Below are 17,207 nucleotides of genomic sequence, written 5' to 3'. Positions count from 1 at the left end.
AATACTCCCCATCTTTATTCGTCGTTGTCATCATCTTTGCTGGATAAACGGTGAGCAACCGTCTCAGGCTGTACTGCCGACAGAATAACATGATCACTGTCGGTAATAATTACAGCCCTTGTCCGGCGACCGTATGTGGCGTCAATCAGCATATGACGATCCCTTGCTTCTTGAATGATCCGCTTAATCGGAGCCGATTCAGGGCTCACGATAGAAATGATTCGATTGGCCGATACGATATTCCCGAAGCCGATATTAATGAGTTTGATTGCCATATTGCGGTTGCTCCCCCTATACATTTGACTCTATTTGCCGAATAAGCCTGTTCATTCTACATTTGCGGCTTGTTCACGAATCTTCTCCAGTTCCGCTTTCATTTCGACAACACGGTTTACCAGAGTCAGATGATTGGCTTTCGATCCAATCGTATTGACTTCCCTGTTCATTTCCTGGATTAGAAAATCCAGCTTACGTCCTACAGGACCACTCTGATGAAGTAGCTGTCTGCACTGTTCAAAATGACTATACAGACGAGTAAGTTCCTCATCAATATTGGAGCGTTCCGCAAACAAAGCTATTTCCATTCCAAATATATGTTCATCGAAAGTCAACGAGCCGTCATTCAAGACCTCCAATCGCTGACGCAGGCGTGTCCGGTATTCATCCGTCACGGTCGGTGCCAGGCTCACCATCTCTGCTTGCAAGAGCTGAAGGCGTTCAATCCGCTGCTCCATATCTTTGGCTAAGTGAGTTCCCTCTGCACTGCGCATTTGCATCAGTCCATCTAATGCCTCGTCAAGCCCTCTGCAGAGCATTTCGCTCCACTGCTGGCGTTTATCTTCCCCCAGCTGTTCGCTTCGACTGACCAAAACATCTGGCAATGATAGAATGTCAGTGATTGTCGGTTTCCCTTCAATGCCGTAGCACTCCAATTCATCCGCGGCTTTCAAATAAGCCTTAACCATCGCATGATTAAGGACCGCCGAGAAGCTCTCGCCGTCGCTCTCTTTATTAATGTAAACATCGATCCGCCCTCGAGAAATTCGAGATTGTACAGTTCTCCTTAAAGAATCCTCGAAATAGGCCCATTCGCGCGGCATGCGGAATACTGCTTCACAATACCGGTGATTGACCGACTTCACTTCAAAGATAACGGTATAACCTTCAAATTTGATGGCAGATTGACCAAATCCGGTCATACTTAATGACATCGGAATCACATCCATTATACTATTGTAATTGAAAATTATTAATGAAACAAGGGGGACAATCGGCGCCCTGATAACTCCCATACGTATTCTGTCAGCTGAACACTCATCTCGTAAAACATAAACGGAGTCATCAAATATATACCATTGAAATGTTTTGTTGCAACATCCAATAATTCCTTGCCGATCTTCACACCCATTGCACGGCCCTCTTCGCCTTCTAGCCCCGCCATCCGCTGACGAACCTCATCAGACAATTGAATACCTGGGACCTCGTTATGAAGATATTCTGCATTTCGTCCGCTTGCTAAAGGCATGATCCCGATGAAAATAGGAATATCTAGATGCTTAGTAGCCTCTTTCAACTGAATGATGAGTTCTGGATCATAGACTGGCTGGGTCATGACATAATCCGCACCACTTGCTATTTTTTTCTCCAAGCGCTGAACCGCTTTATCAAGGTTCCTTACATTCGGATTAAACGCTGCTCCAACAACAAACTTCGCCTTCTGCTTGAGCGTTTTACCTGAGAATGCTACACCTTGGTTGAGCTGCTTAATCATTCGAATAATCTCAAAAGAGGTCAGGTCATAAACGGAACTAGAACCAGGCAAATCTCCGAACTTTGCAGGGTCACCCGTTACTGCGAGGACATGATCAATACCAAGTGCATCAAAGCCCATCATGTGGGACTGTGTTCCGATCAAATTCCGATCTCGGCAAGCAATATGAATCAATGGCCGGATTCCAGTACGACTAAAGGCAAGGTGTCCAAGTGCCATGTTGCTCATTCGAGTCACAGCAAGCGAGTTATCAGCCAGCGTAAGCGCGTCTACCCCGGCTCTTTTGAGCGCTTCAGCACCCTTCATAAACTTCGTGATATCCAGATCGCGTGGAGGGTCCAACTCGACAATGACGGTATGCCGCTCCTTCACAAGATCAACAAGCGTAGGTTCTCCGCCGCGTTCTACCGTTTCTTGTGGTTCTACCTGTTCGTGCAGTACGATTCGATCCGTCTCTTCGATAGGAGTGTCTGATAAAGGCGCTGGAAGATAGTCACTGAGCGCAGCTGCAATCTTAGTAATATGGGCTGGAGTAGTCCCGCAACAACCACCAATAATTCGAGCTCCCTGCTCAGCGAACTTTAACGCCATCTGACCAAAGTACTCTGGACTCGCTCCATAACGGTATTCCCCATCCACGTAATCCGCAATCCCTGCATTTGGGAATATAGAGATAGGAATCGATTTATAACCCTGAAGCGTCTCCAATGCACGCAGCATGCCGTTAGGTCCGGTGCGGCAGTTAAATCCGAATACATCAGCACCTTCCTGATGTACGATACGAAGCGCTTCATTCATGGTATATCCATCAAGCGTCCGAGCGATATCCTCTACTGCGAATTGCGAGATGATAGGCACATCGCTTACCTTGCGAACTTGGGACAAGGCAAGCAGCATTTCCTCAACATCATAGAATGTCTCTAGTAATATTCCATCCACGCCTTCAGTTAGTAGAGAATGAATCTGCTGCTGAAAGTACTTCTTCAACTCATCGGTTGAAATATTATTCCGCTTTCCCCCACGAATGGAACCCATCGCTCCAAGAACATAGCCATTCTTGCCAGCAGCTTCACGAGCAATCCTTACTCCGGCCCGGTTAATCTCATCCACTTTGGATTCCAGACCGTATTTGGAGAGCTTGTCGTAGTTCGCTGAGAAAGTGTTACTCTCAAGTATCTGGGCACCCGCTTCTATATACTGGCGATGAACATCACCTATAACCTCGGGTGAGATCAAATTTAACTCTTCATAAGATATTCCTACTGGAAACCCTTTTTGATATAAAAATGTACCCATCGCCCCGTCCCCGATTAGTACCTTATTTCCCCATGCTTGCCGCAGATCCGGTCTCATCGTACTCCCCCCGCCTGACTGTAGTTTCACCTTAATGTATCATAAATGGTTCCAAAAGATAAAGAGACAAAGAGGGTACCTTCTACCCCATCTTTGTCTCTTTATCTTTCATTATTTTACCAATATTAGTCCGTCAGCTCAAAGAAAATTTCAAAATATGCACTTACTCTGGAACCCTTCCCTCATATACCATATCAGCCGCCCCCGTCATATAAACATGATTATCCTTCTCATCCCACTCGATGAATAAGTCTCCACCTTTCAGTGAGATTACCGCAGCGCGATCGGCAGTACCATTCAGTACGGAAGACACTAACGTCGCACATGCGCCTGTCCCACAAGCTAGTGTAGGTCCAACCCCACGTTCCCACACTCGCATGTCCACATAATCCCGAGCTCGAACAGTCGCGAATTCAACGTTAATTTTCTTAGGGAACAACGGATGAATTTCAAGCTTTGGCCCCCACAAGGATAGATCGAACTGAGTGGCATCTTCCACGTAGATTACGCAGTGAGGGTTCCCCATCGACACTGCTGTAAATTTGAATTCCTGTCCATCCACCTCAATGGATTGATTCACAACAGGACTCTGATTCAGTGTAGTAGGAATAATTAAACCTTCTAGGATCGGTTCTCCCATGTCAACGCGTACGCTTTTGACCACATCCCCCTCTAAACGAAGACCAACCTTTTGAACACCTGCTCCAATCGTTTCAATTGTAATCTCACTATTCACGGTATACCCGTAATCATATACGTATTTAGCCACACAACGAATGGCATTCCCGCATTGCTCTGCTTCTGAACCGTCAGAATTTATAATTCTCATCCGAAAATCTGCTTTCTCAGAAGGCAAGATATACACAAGTCCGTCAGCCCCGATCCCAAAAAATCGGTTGCACCATTTTACAGCTAATTCTGCAGCATTAACAGGCAGATCTTGCTCGCCATATACGATAATAAAGTCATTTCCGAGTCCGTTCATTTTCGTGAATATCATAATAAACCCATCTCCTCTGCAGCTGTTGATGAAAATCAGCATACCGCAGAAAGATGGGTTTTCAAATTTACTTTATGCCGAAAGGTTTGCACTTTTCGTCATCATGTTGCGACGATTACGATGACGCTTTCCTCCCCATACGCTGCCTATTCCCATTAAGAACGTTGGTATACCAGCTGCAACAAGTGTAATTGCCCACTCCCGAAGTCCAAGCGGAACCGTCTTGAAGATTGGCTGCAACGCCTCAATATACATAACACCCAGCATGAGAAGAACGGATGAGAGTACAGCGAGTACCAAATATTTATTTTGAAACGGATTCCGGTGGAAAATGGATCTGGAACTTCTACAGTCAAATACATGAATTAACTGTGCCATGACCAAAGTGGCAAAAGCAACAGATTGCGCTTTAGCCAACTGCCCTGCCTGATCAGGTGCTGTTCGTAATGTAAGCCAGAACGCCCCCAGAGTACACAGGCCAATTAACACTCCACGGCTAATAATTTTCCATCCGAGACGTCTTGCAAATATGTTCTCCTTCGCACCCCGAGGTTTATGTTCCATAAGATCCTTCTCCGGTTGATCGACACCAAGGGCCATCGCTGGAAGACCGTCAGTCACAAGGTTAACCCATAGAATCTGTATCGGTACTAACGGTAACGGCAGACCCATCATCATAGCAAAGAACATGGTCAGGATTTCGCCAACATTTGAGGCGAGGAGATACCTAATAAACTTGCGGATATTCTCATAGATGCTTCGCCCCTCTTCGATCGCTGCTACGATTGTTGAAAAGTTATCATCGCTCAGCACAAGAGCCGATGCTTCTTTTGTAACATCCGTCCCTGTAATCCCCATCGCAATCCCGATATCAGCTGCCTTGATCGCAGGCGCATCATTGACACCATCTCCGGTCATAGCTACGACATGACCCTTTCGCTGAAGCGACTTCACAATTCGAAGCTTGTGCTCCGGTGATACCCGCGCATAGACAAAGGTCTGATCCACCTTCGCATCTAGTTCCTTGTCGTCAAGCCTAGAAAGCTCCTGCCCAGACATCGAAAGACCGTTACGCGGCATAATGCCAAGCTGATTCGCAATAGCTTCCGCTGTAGTCCGATGATCACCCGTGATCATCACGGTTTTAATGCCTGCACGGCGACAGGTTGCAATAGCATCTCGAACTTCACGCCGCGGCGGGTCGATCATACCGGCAAGACCTGCGAATATCAGCTGGCATTCTGCTTCCGTTTCCGTCTCTGGTTTTTCATAAGAACGGAGATCACGGTAAGCCATTCCGAGCACCCGCAGTGCAGAGGAAGCCATCGATTCGTTCGCAGCAAGTACCTTTTGCCGTAAGGTTCCAGTTAAAGGCACGATATTACCTTCCCATAAAATATACGCGCAGGCATCCAGAAGTACATCAGGAGCACCTTTCGTACATATCAGTCGACCTCCCTGATGACTGACAACGACAGACATCAGCTTCCGCTCGGAATCGAATGGAAATTCCTTATCCCGCTTATATGTGGTAGCTAATGCGCTTTGTCCTAACCCCATTTTGGCTGAGAGCGTAAGTAGCGCTCCTTCCGTCGGGTCTCCTTTAAGCTCCCAATTGGTTGATACTGCTTCATTTTTGTTCTTTTTCTTCATCTTTGGAGCTTCAGCTATATCTTCATAGATTTCTGCATTATTACACAATCCACCTATTTGCAAAAGTCTTCTCAAAGTCTGATCTGTTCGTAATTCAATGGGCTTACCATTCTTTAGAATCTGACCAAGAGGTTCGTATCCTTGACCTGTCACTTCCATCATTCGGCCATCAAGCCAGATACGAGTTACCGTCATTTTGTTCTGGGTTAGCGTGCCTGTCTTATCCGAGCAGATGACAGAAGCACAGCCGAGCGTCTCAACCGATGGGAGTTTCCGAACGATTGCCTTTCGTTTAATCATCCGCTGTACACCGAGAGCCAGTGCAATCGTGACGATGGCCGGTAATCCCTCAGGAATAGCAGCAACGGCAAGGCTAACACCTGCAAGGAACATCCCTGATGCTGGCTGACCATGCAAAATACCAGCCACAACAACGAGAATCGTGAGTACGAGAGATACAGCAATTAAAATCTTACCGAGCTGTTCGAGACGATGCTGTAACGGAGTTTCTTGCGATTCTGTATTTTGGATCAAATCAGCGATTTTCCCCATCTCGGTATCCATCCCTGTGCGGATGACCACGCCTTTTGCAGTCCCTCTCGATACCATCGTGCCCATGTAACCGATATTTTTACGATCCCCAAGTGGCACATCTTCTTCGGCTATGGCCTCCGAATGCTTATTTACAGGTAGTGACTCTCCGGTTAGCGCCGATTCCTCCACACTGCAACTGCTTGTCTCCAACCAGCGAACATCTGCGGGGATCCGATCACCGCTTTCCACCAAAATGACATCTCCCGGGACCAGTCCTTTAGCGGCAATATGAATAACTTTGCCATCCCTAAGTACTTTAGACGTCGGTGCTGATAATTGCTTCAGCGCACGAAGTGAACGTTCTGCCCGAAACTCCTGAACAAAACCAAGCACGCCATTAATCAGTATGATCGCGATAATCGTCACGGCATCCAGATATTCTCCAAGCAATCCAGATACCAATGTGGCACCAAGGAGCACAAGCACCATGAAGTCCTTGAATTGATTCAACAACAGCGTGAACGGAGATATTTTTGCTCCTTCGGACAACTCGTTCCAACCGCTTTTTTTACGTCTTTCTTCAGCATCCTCTTCCGTGAGGCCCTGCTGCGGATGCACCCGCATCACCTGTTGCAGTTCATCAACATCCATCTGGTGCCATAACTTTTGTTCCATGCTTCCTTTCCCTCCCGGTCGTTTCTCCTGTTCCGGCGGATGACAGCTTTTCCACCTCTCAACGTAAATGTATTCGGACAGGTTCACAAATATCACAGCATAGCTATTAAGTTTTTGCCTGAAGTGTGGCATCATAGAGAAGGAATGAAGTAGGGGCAATGCTAGCAGATAGGAGAAATGACCAATGGCACTTGATGGAATCGTAACACGGGCGATCGTGCATGAGCTTGAGGCCTGCAAAGGCGCCCGGATCAGTAAAATATATCAACCGAACGAACGCGACATTGTATTACATATCCGCACACAGCAAGGAAACGCCAAGATTTTGCTATCCGTAAACCCAACGTATCCGCGGGTACATCTAACAGAAGAGACCTTCGTCAACCCAAGCGAAGCGCCTATGTTCTGCATGTTAATGCGTAAGCATTGTGAGAGTGGGATTATTGAGGAGATCACGCAGGTGGGGATGGAACGGATAATTCATATCCGTGTTCGTCAGCGGGATGAGCTCGGGGATCTTTCCTCCAAGCTGATCATCATCGAACTTATGGGGCGTCACAGCAATATTATTTTGACAGATCCATCCACAGGCACCATTCTAGATGGAATTCATCATGTCACACCGGCCATTAGCAGCTACCGGGTCATTATGCCAGGTTTTGCTTATACAGAGCCACCTCAGCAGAATAAGCTGAATCCGCTCGATACCGAACAGGAAGCATTCCGAGAATCCTGCCTTGTTAGTCCAGATAACCCTATAACTTGGCTCGTAGATTCTTTTAGTGGAATGAGTCCGTTAGCGGCACAAGAAATAGCCCACCGAGCTGGTTATGTATCTAGCACAGAAGATGTGGGTACGGAGAAGAATTGTGGCGGTTTATGGACCGCTTTCTCTGAGGTCATGGAAGATGTCAGAAACTATCGATTTACGCCGACAGCTGGATTAAACGCCAAAGGAAAACTCATATTCTCCGTTATACCACTAACGATGCTTACAGGAGATACGAAGACCTATGAATCAACAAGCAAATGCCTAGAAGATTACTATGGAGACAAGGCTCAGCGGGACACCGTTAAGCAGAAGGTGAGTGACCTCCTTCGCTTCCTGCAGAACGAGCGGTCTAAAAACATCAAGAAGCTGGACAATCTGAACAAGGATCTGGAAGAAGCAGGAGATGCTGACCGGTACCGTATTTCAGGAGAACTCCTCTTTGCTTCACTGCATATGATCCAAAAAGGAGACAAGCAAGTGGAACTCGTTAACTTCTACGACGAGGATCAGAAGACGATCATCATTCCACTTGATCCCTTGCTTTCTCCTTCCGATAATGCGCAGCGATACTTTAAGAAATACAATAAATACAAGAACAGCTTAGCCGTTATTGATGAACAGCTCATCAAGACACACGAGGAGATTAGTTATATTGAGAACCTGCTGCAACAGCTTTCTCATGCGTCAATGAATGATATCGACGAGATTCGAGATGAACTTGTGCAGCAAGGTTATCTCCGCGACCGTGGCCGCAAGACCCGTAAGAAGAAAAAGAACGACAAGCCGACCCTGCATATGTATACATCCTCAGAGGGAATCGAGTTATACGTAGGTAAGAACAATTTGCAAAATGAGTATGTCACGAACCGACTGGCCTCTTCGAATGATACTTGGCTACATACGAAGGATATTCCGGGTTCTCATGTCGTTATCCGCAGCGATCGCTTCGGCGAGGATACACTTCAGGAAGCCGCACAACTTGCCGCATATTACAGCCAGGCTAAAGAATCCAGTAGTGTCCCTGTGGATTACACACTAATCCGACACGTTCGTAAACCAAGCGGATCCAAACCCGGATTTGTGATCTATGATCACCAGAAGACATTGTTTGTGACACCTGATGAGAAGCTCATTAAAAGTCTGCCGAGTGTAATCAAAAATCAGCGTAACTAGTCACTTGTCAGCAAAATCTATTACCACCAGGTCTAAGCCTCAGTCATTACAGACAAAATCAGGGATATCCAAAGGGTCTTAAACCCCGGATATCCCTGATTCTTTATATATATATCACGATCGACCACACTTTATATTCGTGGCTCCTAGTTACGAATCTTTAAAACCTTCCCCGCGCTGACTCTAACTGCTCCAATACTTCTTCGGGTACCCTCTTATCTCCAAGGTCTCCATGAAACACAACGCCCTGCCGCTCACCATGATAATCAGAACCCGCTGTAACGATCAGTTTAAACTCCTCCGCCAATGTCAAATAACGAAGTTCGTCCTCTTGGTTGTGATCCGAATGAAATACTTCAATGCCAGATAACTGCGCTTGCTCAAGAATGGATCTAACAAGTTTATCATCACCATATAACCCCGGATGCGCCAGTACCGCCGTCCCACCGGCCTCCCTAATCCATTGACATGCTTCTTGAGGTGAAATTCGAGGCTGAGGAGCATATGCAGGAGCTCCTTGTGCCAAATATCGATCAAACGCATCACGCATATCCGTGGCGAATCCCTTTCGAACGAGAGTGTCTGCAATATGTGGACGCCCGATACTCTCGTCTGGTTTTAGTTCACGTTCTAATCCAGAGATTACCTCTTCCATCGTAATAGGGATCCAAAGCTTTTGAAGATTGGCAATGATTTTCCCATTTCGTTCATTTCTCGTATTTCGGAGATTAGCAAGACGGTTTAAAAATTCAGGATTGTTCGCATCTACAAAATAACCCAAAATATGAATATCTATTCCACCAGTCATCGTGCTGATTTCCACTCCAGGAATCACCTTAACACCATACTTCACTCCCGCTTCCATCGCCTCTTGAACGCCTGAAACCGTATCGTGGTCGGTAATTGCAACTGCAAATAATCCTTTTTCATACGCAAGGCGTACATTTTCGGTAGGTTCGTTCATTCCATCAGATGCTTGCGTATGGGTATGTAGATCACAGCCTTTCTGGATGGCGTTGATTGATTTCATTGGACGATCATCCATCTTTACAGCCCCTTTCCTTATTCACTATTATTCCTTCATTCTAGCGGATTCCATCTCTTTGGTACAAAAAAAAGGCATCCGTGCAACTGCACGCATGCTTACTTCCGTTTACGACTGTTCTTAATTAGCGTCATACGCCGAGAATGGCGCAGCCACGAGTAATAGGATTTCAAATCCCGAAGTTCTATTGTCTCTGACATTCTTCCCAGAAAAGTTACGATGATCATTCGATGAAGAGGGTTTCCAATTAGATCACGTTCATGTTCTAACTCCGAAAACTCCGCAACCACAACAAGATCATCATCAATAAGATACACGTCCTGCTCATTTCGATAATACGGAACAATGCGATCCTGCTTTAAACATTCCCACATCCATGCTCCAATCTCATCATGTGGAGTATCACTGTGCTCCACACGATCCGTATATCGGCTCTTTGCATGATTCGTTATTACAATGTCAGCTACCTTCTTATCATTTAACGTAATGTAAAACGGTTCGTAGGTGCTCCACCGCTCAGTCCCTTTGTCGCGCATGGATAATCACTCTCCACCAAATGGGTCTTTGTATCTATGTATATATACCCAACATATTACATCATTCCTTAATTATGCACAAGGCAGAAACATTTCTCATTGTGAATAGTTCTTGAATATTAAAAAAATTCCAGCCTAAAAAACCACACGTATTTCAGAATTAAAAAAAAGCAGCCTTTCGGCTGCTAAGTGTTTCGTTATAGATATTACGGGCAAGACCCCAGAATCGGGAACAAACTCAAGGTCCGAAAAACTTGGTCTTGTCAGGCCCATTACTGCTATATTCTGTCTTGATTTCGTTTCGGTATGAGCGTTCGATTTTACGAACATAGGAAAGTCTGCGAATATTCTTAACAGTCTCTTCCGCCCGCTCTGCATTTACATACATCACAACGTATTGCATACGGCGCGAGATATAATGTACACTACCATACTTTTCAAGGTTTCTAGCTGCCTTCACATCACTAACCCAAATAATATAACCCGTTCGTTCCGCCAACATCCGTAGTCTCGCCTCTCTTTCATCTCTATCTCTATCTACGCCTTACGCTAGCCACACTGGCAACCGCCGCCACTTCCGCAACCTTTCTTCGGAAGAGCATTATTACTAGGTACTTTAATCGTGTCGGAAACTGATAGTGCAATTTTCTCCGACATATTGAACAGAAGGTCATCCAAGTTCTTCTCAGCAAGTTTAAAGCGCGCAACAGCCTCAAACGCTTCCAACTCTGCTTCTACCGCGCTAACTTCATCCTTCGCTGAATGATAGTTCGGGTGGAAATGACCAAACCGCTGGGTCTCTTCGAATAATTCCTTCTTCGATTCAAGCTTATGGATCAAAGCCTGAATATTCGGATCATTCTCGACGGCCTGTTTCCAATATAGATAATCCGCCACTTCGACGGAAGCATTAATCATGTCACCCAATTCATAGGCGTAGGTGAGCACCTCGGCCATATCAACCGTGTTCAATTCTGATACGCTCATGATCTCATCCCACTTCTTTACAGATTAGTCCTCCTTAAAAGGTGGACTTCTTTATCATAGCATATCAGTCGCTGCTTAAGAAGGGGGAAACTACAGTTTGAATCTCATCAGATTGAACCATTCCGTTCCAAGATGAGAGGGCTTTCTCCTTGATTAAGTGATTGTTATCCTCACGATAAATCAGGTACAATGAGCCTCATTTCTTGCCAATCTCCTTCACCAAGCTCAACCGTTACCGCTTCCGTCTTATCTGGTGTAAAGATCATTCCTAGCATACGCCATGGATTGCGAAGCAATCGCTGTGGAATGAACACCACTCTCTCATTCTTTATACTAAGCTCCACTTTAATCTTCCAATCTAACGCTTGCTCTAATATCTGTTTAGCTGTTGTACCATGATATGTACGCCAATCTCTTGTCCACATCACCGGAATCTTCTCAAGTCCAGGAAATAAACTTGCGTTATCTGGTATGTCTACATCCGGCTCATAGTAGTGCTCATTTCTTCCACTGTACACGAGACTTGGAAATGCGAAGTGGTTAAAGTCCCCTTCAAAATATCGATCGCGTAAAGCTCCATCATCAACATAGTCATCCGTAGCTGAATGAGAGGTACTTGATCCCAAGACCTGTTCAAATCCGCCGATCTGTCGTTTTGGCGGAAGACCTGCTACGTTTAATATTTTTCTAATTTCAGAAACACGCTGTGGCTGCACTGCAAAATGCAACGGACCCAAACGATGTATCCATTCAGTAAGTTTAGGATGAGCCGCAATCTGGTCGCCTTCATCGGAAGTTTCACACTGCAAGACTGTCAATTCTGCAAAAGAGGTTCTTCCCACTTCTCTTCCCCACTGTGCAAGGGCAGCCTCTACGTTATCAGGCATGCCTGTCAGCGCCTGTTCAGTTATAAAATCAGCCACACACTCCGGTCTAATCCCCAGATCCGCTGCAAGCGCAACAGATCCCTTCGTTAGACGATAAACGGACATATGATCATCAGATATATGCTCGGCACAACGAGCCAGTCGCCAGCGAACGGCAAAAGGGGTTTCTGGCGGTACCAACACTTCATAATCGGGTTGAACAAATAAATAGCCATTTTTTGATTCAGTCGTTCTCGTAATAACGCCATGAATTAGCTCTCTTATCGGAACCTTCCAGCGAATCAGGTAATGATCTTCACCGTTTATGCCAACATCCGCCCAGCCCGCACCAGCTAGGAAGCGAAGCCATGCTTTCCCCTTTTCATATAGCTCATCCCGATGCTCGGGATTCACCATTCCCTCTGTTATCATTTCATCCAGCATCCGGCTCACATCGTACCATGTGTTATCTTTAAATGCTTCGTGACATAACAGTAGCCTGAAATGCTGAATTTCTGGATTGGTACGGCCGTATCTTTCCATAATGCTCTGAAAAAGAAGATGATTCATTGCCTCCCATGACAGATCCATCCATTCTTCTACGGCATCCTCCTTCAACACGAAGGCGTGACTCTCCTTGATTAGCAGACCTAGACTAAGCATCAAGTCGAGCATTACCGCAACACGCAGCGGATACACGTCTGAATGCGCATATTCCAGTCCAATTGCAGCGATATCTTCGCCAGTGAGACCCTTTTCATCATCTAGCTTTTGGATATGCTTCTTATGTATGGTGCCTTTTGAAGTTAAGGGGAGCCCCTCATTCTTGGCGGTATACACCAATGCATTAAATACATCTAGCACAAGTCCCGGCTTCGCCTCGAATATCAGAGAAGCTATGGAAACCTCGCCTAGTTCCTTCGATGGGCGATAGAATGCAGCTTGAATCATAAGTAATCTGTCCGAAGGGATGAAGCACAATCGCTCACCCCAGGCCTTTTTGACCGCACAGACCCATCCTTCTTGCCGCAACTTTAGAAAAGCTGTCATGACTTCAGCGCCACTCAAAGGCAGCAGGTTAAGTCCGAGCAATTTCTCCTCTGTAAACACTTGCCCTGCATAGGATAACCAAATTCGCTGCAACACAAGTCTTTCGTATTTGGACAATGGTTCTAAGCTCATGTCGTACCTGCCGCCTCCTTCCCAAGTTCCGGATCATCTTCAATAGCTTGCATTGTATCGTTTATTAAATTGGGTTCCGTCACTGTTCGATACCGATAGCCCTGTTCAATCAAAAACAGTTGCCTCCGGAGTGCAAATGTCTCCTCCCGGCTGTCTTGCGATACGAGCGCATAGAAATATGCTCTGTTATCTCCAGATTTTGGACGAAGAATACGACCTAGCCGCTGTGCTTCTTCCTGCCTCGAACCAAAGCTACCAGAAATCTCAATAGCTACAGACGCATCTGGTAAATCCACTGCAAAATTGGCTACCTTCGAAACGACAAGGACCTGTTGTTCCCTTTTTCTGAAAGCCGCATATAGCTCATTCCGCTGTGACTGTGGCATTGAGCCAGATATGAGTGGAACACCGAGCTGAGTAGAGATCATTTCTAACTGATCCAGATATTGCCCTATGATAAGCGTCTGTGCGCCCGAGTGGTGCTCCAGCAGCCGTTTCACCACATCGATCTTCGCTGGATTCTCTGATGCTAATCGGTACTGCTCACGAGTTCCTGCATATAGGCACTTCTCTTTCAACTGTTCTGGCATGGGCACACGCACTTCAACACAATCCACAGATGCGATCCAGCCTTTGTCCTCTAGCGACTTCCAAGGCATCTCATAACGCTTCGGCCCGATTAGGGAGAATACATCATGCTCACGTCCATCTTCCCTAATGAGGGTAGCGGTTAATCCAAGTCGCCGCGTTGCCTGGATCTCAGCGGTGGCACGAAACACGGGTGCAGGAAGCAGGTGAACTTCATCATAAACAATCAGACCCCAGTTTCGCTCATTAAATAATTTCATATGGCGTAACTCGTCCTCTTTACTATGACGATGGGTTAGAATTTGATAGGTAGCCACCGTTACTGGTCGAACCTCTTTACGCTGTCCTGTATACTCACCGATTTCGTTCGCCTGAAGTGTTGTCTTGTCCTCCAATTCTGTCATCCATTGCCGGACAGAGGTTGTATTCGATGTCAGAATAAGCGTCTCACATTGAAGCTCTCGCATCGCTGCCATACCTATGATCGTCTTCCCTGCGCCACAAGGAAGCACCAGCACGCCACTTCCGCCCTTTCCCCCACTATCTCGAAACGCTTCTACTGCCTCTTGCTGATAATCACGAAGTCGAAAGGGATGTTTCTGTCCCGATATAGACTCCTCTTTATTCTTATCCTCTGCTTCATCTTGTTCACCCTGCCATCGAATATGAAGGAATTGCCCATCCTGATAGCCGGCATAGTCCATCACAGGGAATCCAAGTCGGGTTAACTCCTGCTTCAACATCCCTCTTCGGTCCGCCGAGATCTCTGCCACTAAATGGGTAATGAAACGAAGGCCAATCTTGGAGAGCGACGATTGCCTACGTATCTCCTCCATAAGTTCTTCATCCTCGCTTCGGAGAATAAGAGACTCCTCACGGTCAGGATGCTGTATTAGCGACAACTGTCCATATCTCGTTACAAGACGCTGTATCTCTTCGCTTAGTGCAGCGGGTACATCCCAGCGTGAGATGGACTCTAAGCTTTCGCATATTTCCTTGGCTGTCCAACCTGAAGACGCTGCGTTCCAGAGCGACAATGGTGTGATTCGATATGTATGGAAAGAGGGCGGGCTTTTAACCAGATCGGCATATCGTGACAATTGCTCACGGGCTTCCTCGAAACCTTTATGACCCACCTCCAAAAGGATAGTCCGATCCCGCTGTACAATGCACGGCTTGTCTTGTGTCATCATGTAGTCCTCCTTGGCTGGCCCTTGAATATTTGGCCTTATTCGCAAAAAGAAGTTCATCTCCGTCTGATACACGGATCTGAACTTCCCATAGTTATACTCTTCCCAATTTCTCCCGGTTCAATGCGTCTAGTACTCTCTTAAACGGAAAGCAGAATCCTATATTTGTTCATCCTGTTCCTGGTAGGAACGAGTCATTTCAATGATTAGCTTTAATCCATGGAGCATAGCATCCTCATCAAAGTCAAACTTCGGATGATGATGTGGATAAACCGCCCCCTTCGCCATATTCCCCGCTCCTACAAACATAAAGCATCCTGGTATCTCACGCAAATAGTATGCAAAATCCTCCGCAGGCATGATCTTAGGAGATAGCATAACGTGCTCCTCTCCAAATATGCTTGGGGCAGTCTGGAAAAATCGCTTTGCTTCCTTCTCATCATTCACAACAGCTGGGTAGCCGGTAAGATATTGTACCGAGCTTTCCGTTCCGTAAGTTTCGGCTGTGGCCTTCGTTATCGTCTCTAATCGAGTACGAATAAGCTTTTGTGTTTCTTCGTCAAATGTACGCACGGTTCCGGTAATACGGCAGCGATCAGCAACTACATTCTGAGCTGAGCCCCCCTGGATAGTTCCCACCGTAACGACTGCCGGTTGAAGCGGATCGACAGACCGACTAACAATGCTCTGCAGCTGCATAATCAGAGCAGAACCCGCTACTACAGCATCAGCCGTCATATGTGGCATTCCTCCATGGCCGCCCTTACCAATAATATCAATAAAAAACTCATCTGCCGCCGCCATCATTGGGCCCGGAGCACTGGACGCTTTCCCAAGCGCAAGCGGTGTCCACAAATGCAAACCGTAGATCACATCTGCTCCGTCTAACACCCCCGCCTCAATCATCCCCAGCGCGCCCCCAGGACATACCTCCTCAGCTGGTTGAAACACAAATCTGATCTCTCCTCGAACCTGTTCCTGAATTCGCTTGAAATACGATGCCGCCGCCAGCAATATAGACGTATGACCATCATGCCCGCAAGCATGCATTACACCTTCTACAGTGGACTTGTATTCACAGTTCTTCTCATCCTGGATCGGGAGTGCATCCATATCTGCACGGAGTACGACCGTCCTCCCGGGTTGCCCACCTTTCAGAATAGCCATAACGCCATGTCCACCAAGACCCGAGGTTACTTCATAATTCATTTCTCGTAGACGAGCCTCTACGAACGCCGCTGTCTTTTGTTCCTCAAAAGAAACTTCAGGATGCTGATGTAAATATCGACGCCATTCCACCATTTGTGGAAATAATCCTTCCAAGTCAACTGCCTCGTTCATATCACTCATCCTTCCCCCGTCTCAATGAATCAATCTAACTTCAGCAATCCATGAAGTACACATAACATCAGTGCATGTCCTATCATGCTGTCATTACTCCTACCTTCTCTCACTTCTCGATAAACTTTCCGGAGTGGAACCCATACGGGGTTAACGTCCTCGTCTTTATCCTGTCTAAGCACTGTGACCTGCCGGACATCATCGGTGAAATAAAAATGAACTCTTCTGTTCGCAAGTGAAGCCAATGGGTAAGCGCTTCCTATATACTTGATATCACCGCACAGGATCCCCGCCTCTTCCTCTAGCTCCCGCTGCACTGCGACGACCTTCTCTTCCCCCGGTTTAATAGTACCTCCTGGCAGCTCCAAGGTTCGTTCACCTATGGCTTCTCTATGCTGCCGCACTAGCATCACACAATTCTGATGAATGACGACCACTGAAGCTGATTCAGGGATCATGTCATGAACAATTATCTCGTGGTTCTTCGTTTCTTCGACGACGTAATATTGCGATTGATATATAGCGCGGTTCATAATAGCAC

The 17,207-nt window shown here is 46.4% G+C and carries 14 protein-coding genes; 1 reads left to right on the top strand and 13 read right to left on the bottom strand.

Annotation, left to right across the window (positions count from 1 at the left end; translation table 11 throughout):
* Window positions 1-14: 14 nt before the first annotated feature.
* The 5 genes from remA to ACK8P5_RS08355 form a co-directional block, all read right to left on the bottom strand.
* Window positions 15-275 carry an extracellular matrix/biofilm regulator RemA gene (remA, locus tag ACK8P5_RS08375; RefSeq protein WP_006209218.1) on the bottom strand — a complete coding sequence of 87 codons (261 nt, stop codon included), beginning with the start codon at window positions 273-275 and terminating at the stop codon, window positions 15-17.
* A 51-nt stretch (window positions 276-326) separates the two neighbouring features.
* Window positions 327-1,211, bottom strand: coding sequence for a YicC/YloC family endoribonuclease (locus ACK8P5_RS08370; protein WP_422660486.1), 885 nt, complete (start codon window positions 1,209-1,211; stop codon window positions 327-329).
* A 38-nt stretch (window positions 1,212-1,249) separates the two neighbouring features.
* Window positions 1,250-3,124: a bifunctional homocysteine S-methyltransferase/methylenetetrahydrofolate reductase gene (locus ACK8P5_RS08365; protein ID WP_422660485.1), complete on the bottom strand. Its 1,875-nt coding sequence runs from the start codon at window positions 3,122-3,124 to the stop codon at window positions 1,250-1,252.
* A gap of 163 nt (window positions 3,125-3,287) precedes the next feature.
* Window positions 3,288-4,124: a diaminopimelate epimerase gene (gene dapF, locus ACK8P5_RS08360; RefSeq protein ID WP_422660484.1), complete on the bottom strand. Its 837-nt coding sequence runs from the start codon at window positions 4,122-4,124 to the stop codon at window positions 3,288-3,290.
* A 72-nt stretch (window positions 4,125-4,196) separates the two neighbouring features.
* Entirely contained in the window at window positions 4,197-6,986 is a 2,790-nt protein-coding gene (locus ACK8P5_RS08355) for a calcium-translocating P-type ATPase, SERCA-type (protein ID WP_422660483.1), read from the bottom strand.
* A 184-nt stretch (window positions 6,987-7,170) separates the two neighbouring features.
* Here ACK8P5_RS08355 and ACK8P5_RS08350 point away from each other — a divergent pair, with 184 nt between their 5' ends.
* Window positions 7,171-8,931 (top strand): Rqc2 family fibronectin-binding protein, encoded by a 1,761-nt coding sequence (locus ACK8P5_RS08350; RefSeq protein WP_422660482.1) that lies wholly within the window; start codon window positions 7,171-7,173, stop codon window positions 8,929-8,931.
* Window positions 8,932-9,091: 160 nt separating this feature from the next.
* On the opposite strand, the gene ACK8P5_RS08345 is transcribed toward ACK8P5_RS08350, so the two are convergent.
* The 8 genes from ACK8P5_RS08345 to ACK8P5_RS08310 form a co-directional block, all read right to left on the bottom strand.
* Window positions 9,092-9,961, bottom strand: a complete 870-nt coding sequence (locus tag ACK8P5_RS08345; protein WP_422660481.1) for a PHP domain-containing protein — start codon at window positions 9,959-9,961, stop codon at window positions 9,092-9,094.
* A gap of 113 nt (window positions 9,962-10,074) precedes the next feature.
* Window positions 10,075-10,512: a hypothetical protein gene (locus ACK8P5_RS08340; protein WP_422660480.1), complete on the bottom strand. Its 438-nt coding sequence runs from the start codon at window positions 10,510-10,512 to the stop codon at window positions 10,075-10,077.
* 238 nt (window positions 10,513-10,750) lie between these two features.
* The gene (locus ACK8P5_RS08335) at window positions 10,751-11,014 is read right to left on the bottom strand and encodes a YlbG family protein (protein WP_422660479.1); all 264 of its coding nucleotides are present in this window, start codon (window positions 11,012-11,014) and stop codon (window positions 10,751-10,753) included.
* Window positions 11,015-11,061: 47 nt separating this feature from the next.
* A complete protein-coding gene (locus ACK8P5_RS08330) occupies window positions 11,062-11,499 on the bottom strand; it encodes a YlbF family regulator (RefSeq protein WP_422660478.1) in 438 nt (145 codons plus the stop codon).
* A gap of 170 nt (window positions 11,500-11,669) precedes the next feature.
* Complete coding sequence (locus ACK8P5_RS08325; RefSeq protein WP_422660477.1) at window positions 11,670-13,547, bottom strand: helicase-associated domain-containing protein; 1,878 nt, start codon at window positions 13,545-13,547, stop codon at window positions 11,670-11,672.
* Window positions 13,544-15,325 (bottom strand): DNA repair helicase XPB, encoded by a 1,782-nt coding sequence (locus tag ACK8P5_RS08320; RefSeq protein WP_422660476.1) that lies wholly within the window; start codon window positions 15,323-15,325, stop codon window positions 13,544-13,546. The genes ACK8P5_RS08325 and ACK8P5_RS08320 overlap by 4 nt, the downstream gene beginning before the upstream one ends.
* Before the next feature lie 159 nt (window positions 15,326-15,484).
* Window positions 15,485-16,666: a M20 family metallopeptidase gene (locus ACK8P5_RS08315; RefSeq protein ID WP_422660475.1), complete on the bottom strand. Its 1,182-nt coding sequence runs from the start codon at window positions 16,664-16,666 to the stop codon at window positions 15,485-15,487.
* A 29-nt stretch (window positions 16,667-16,695) separates the two neighbouring features.
* A complete protein-coding gene (locus ACK8P5_RS08310; protein WP_422660474.1) occupies window positions 16,696-17,199 on the bottom strand; it encodes an NUDIX hydrolase in 504 nt (167 codons plus the stop codon).
* Window positions 17,200-17,207 lie beyond the last annotated feature (8 nt).

The sequence above is a fragment of the Paenibacillus sp. EC2-1 genome (assembly GCF_049311625.1).
GTDB lineage: Bacteria > Bacillota > Bacilli > Paenibacillales > Paenibacillaceae > Paenibacillus_AQ.
Note: the sequence above shows the minus strand (reverse complement) of the source record. Positions and strands in the feature narration are given on the sequence as shown.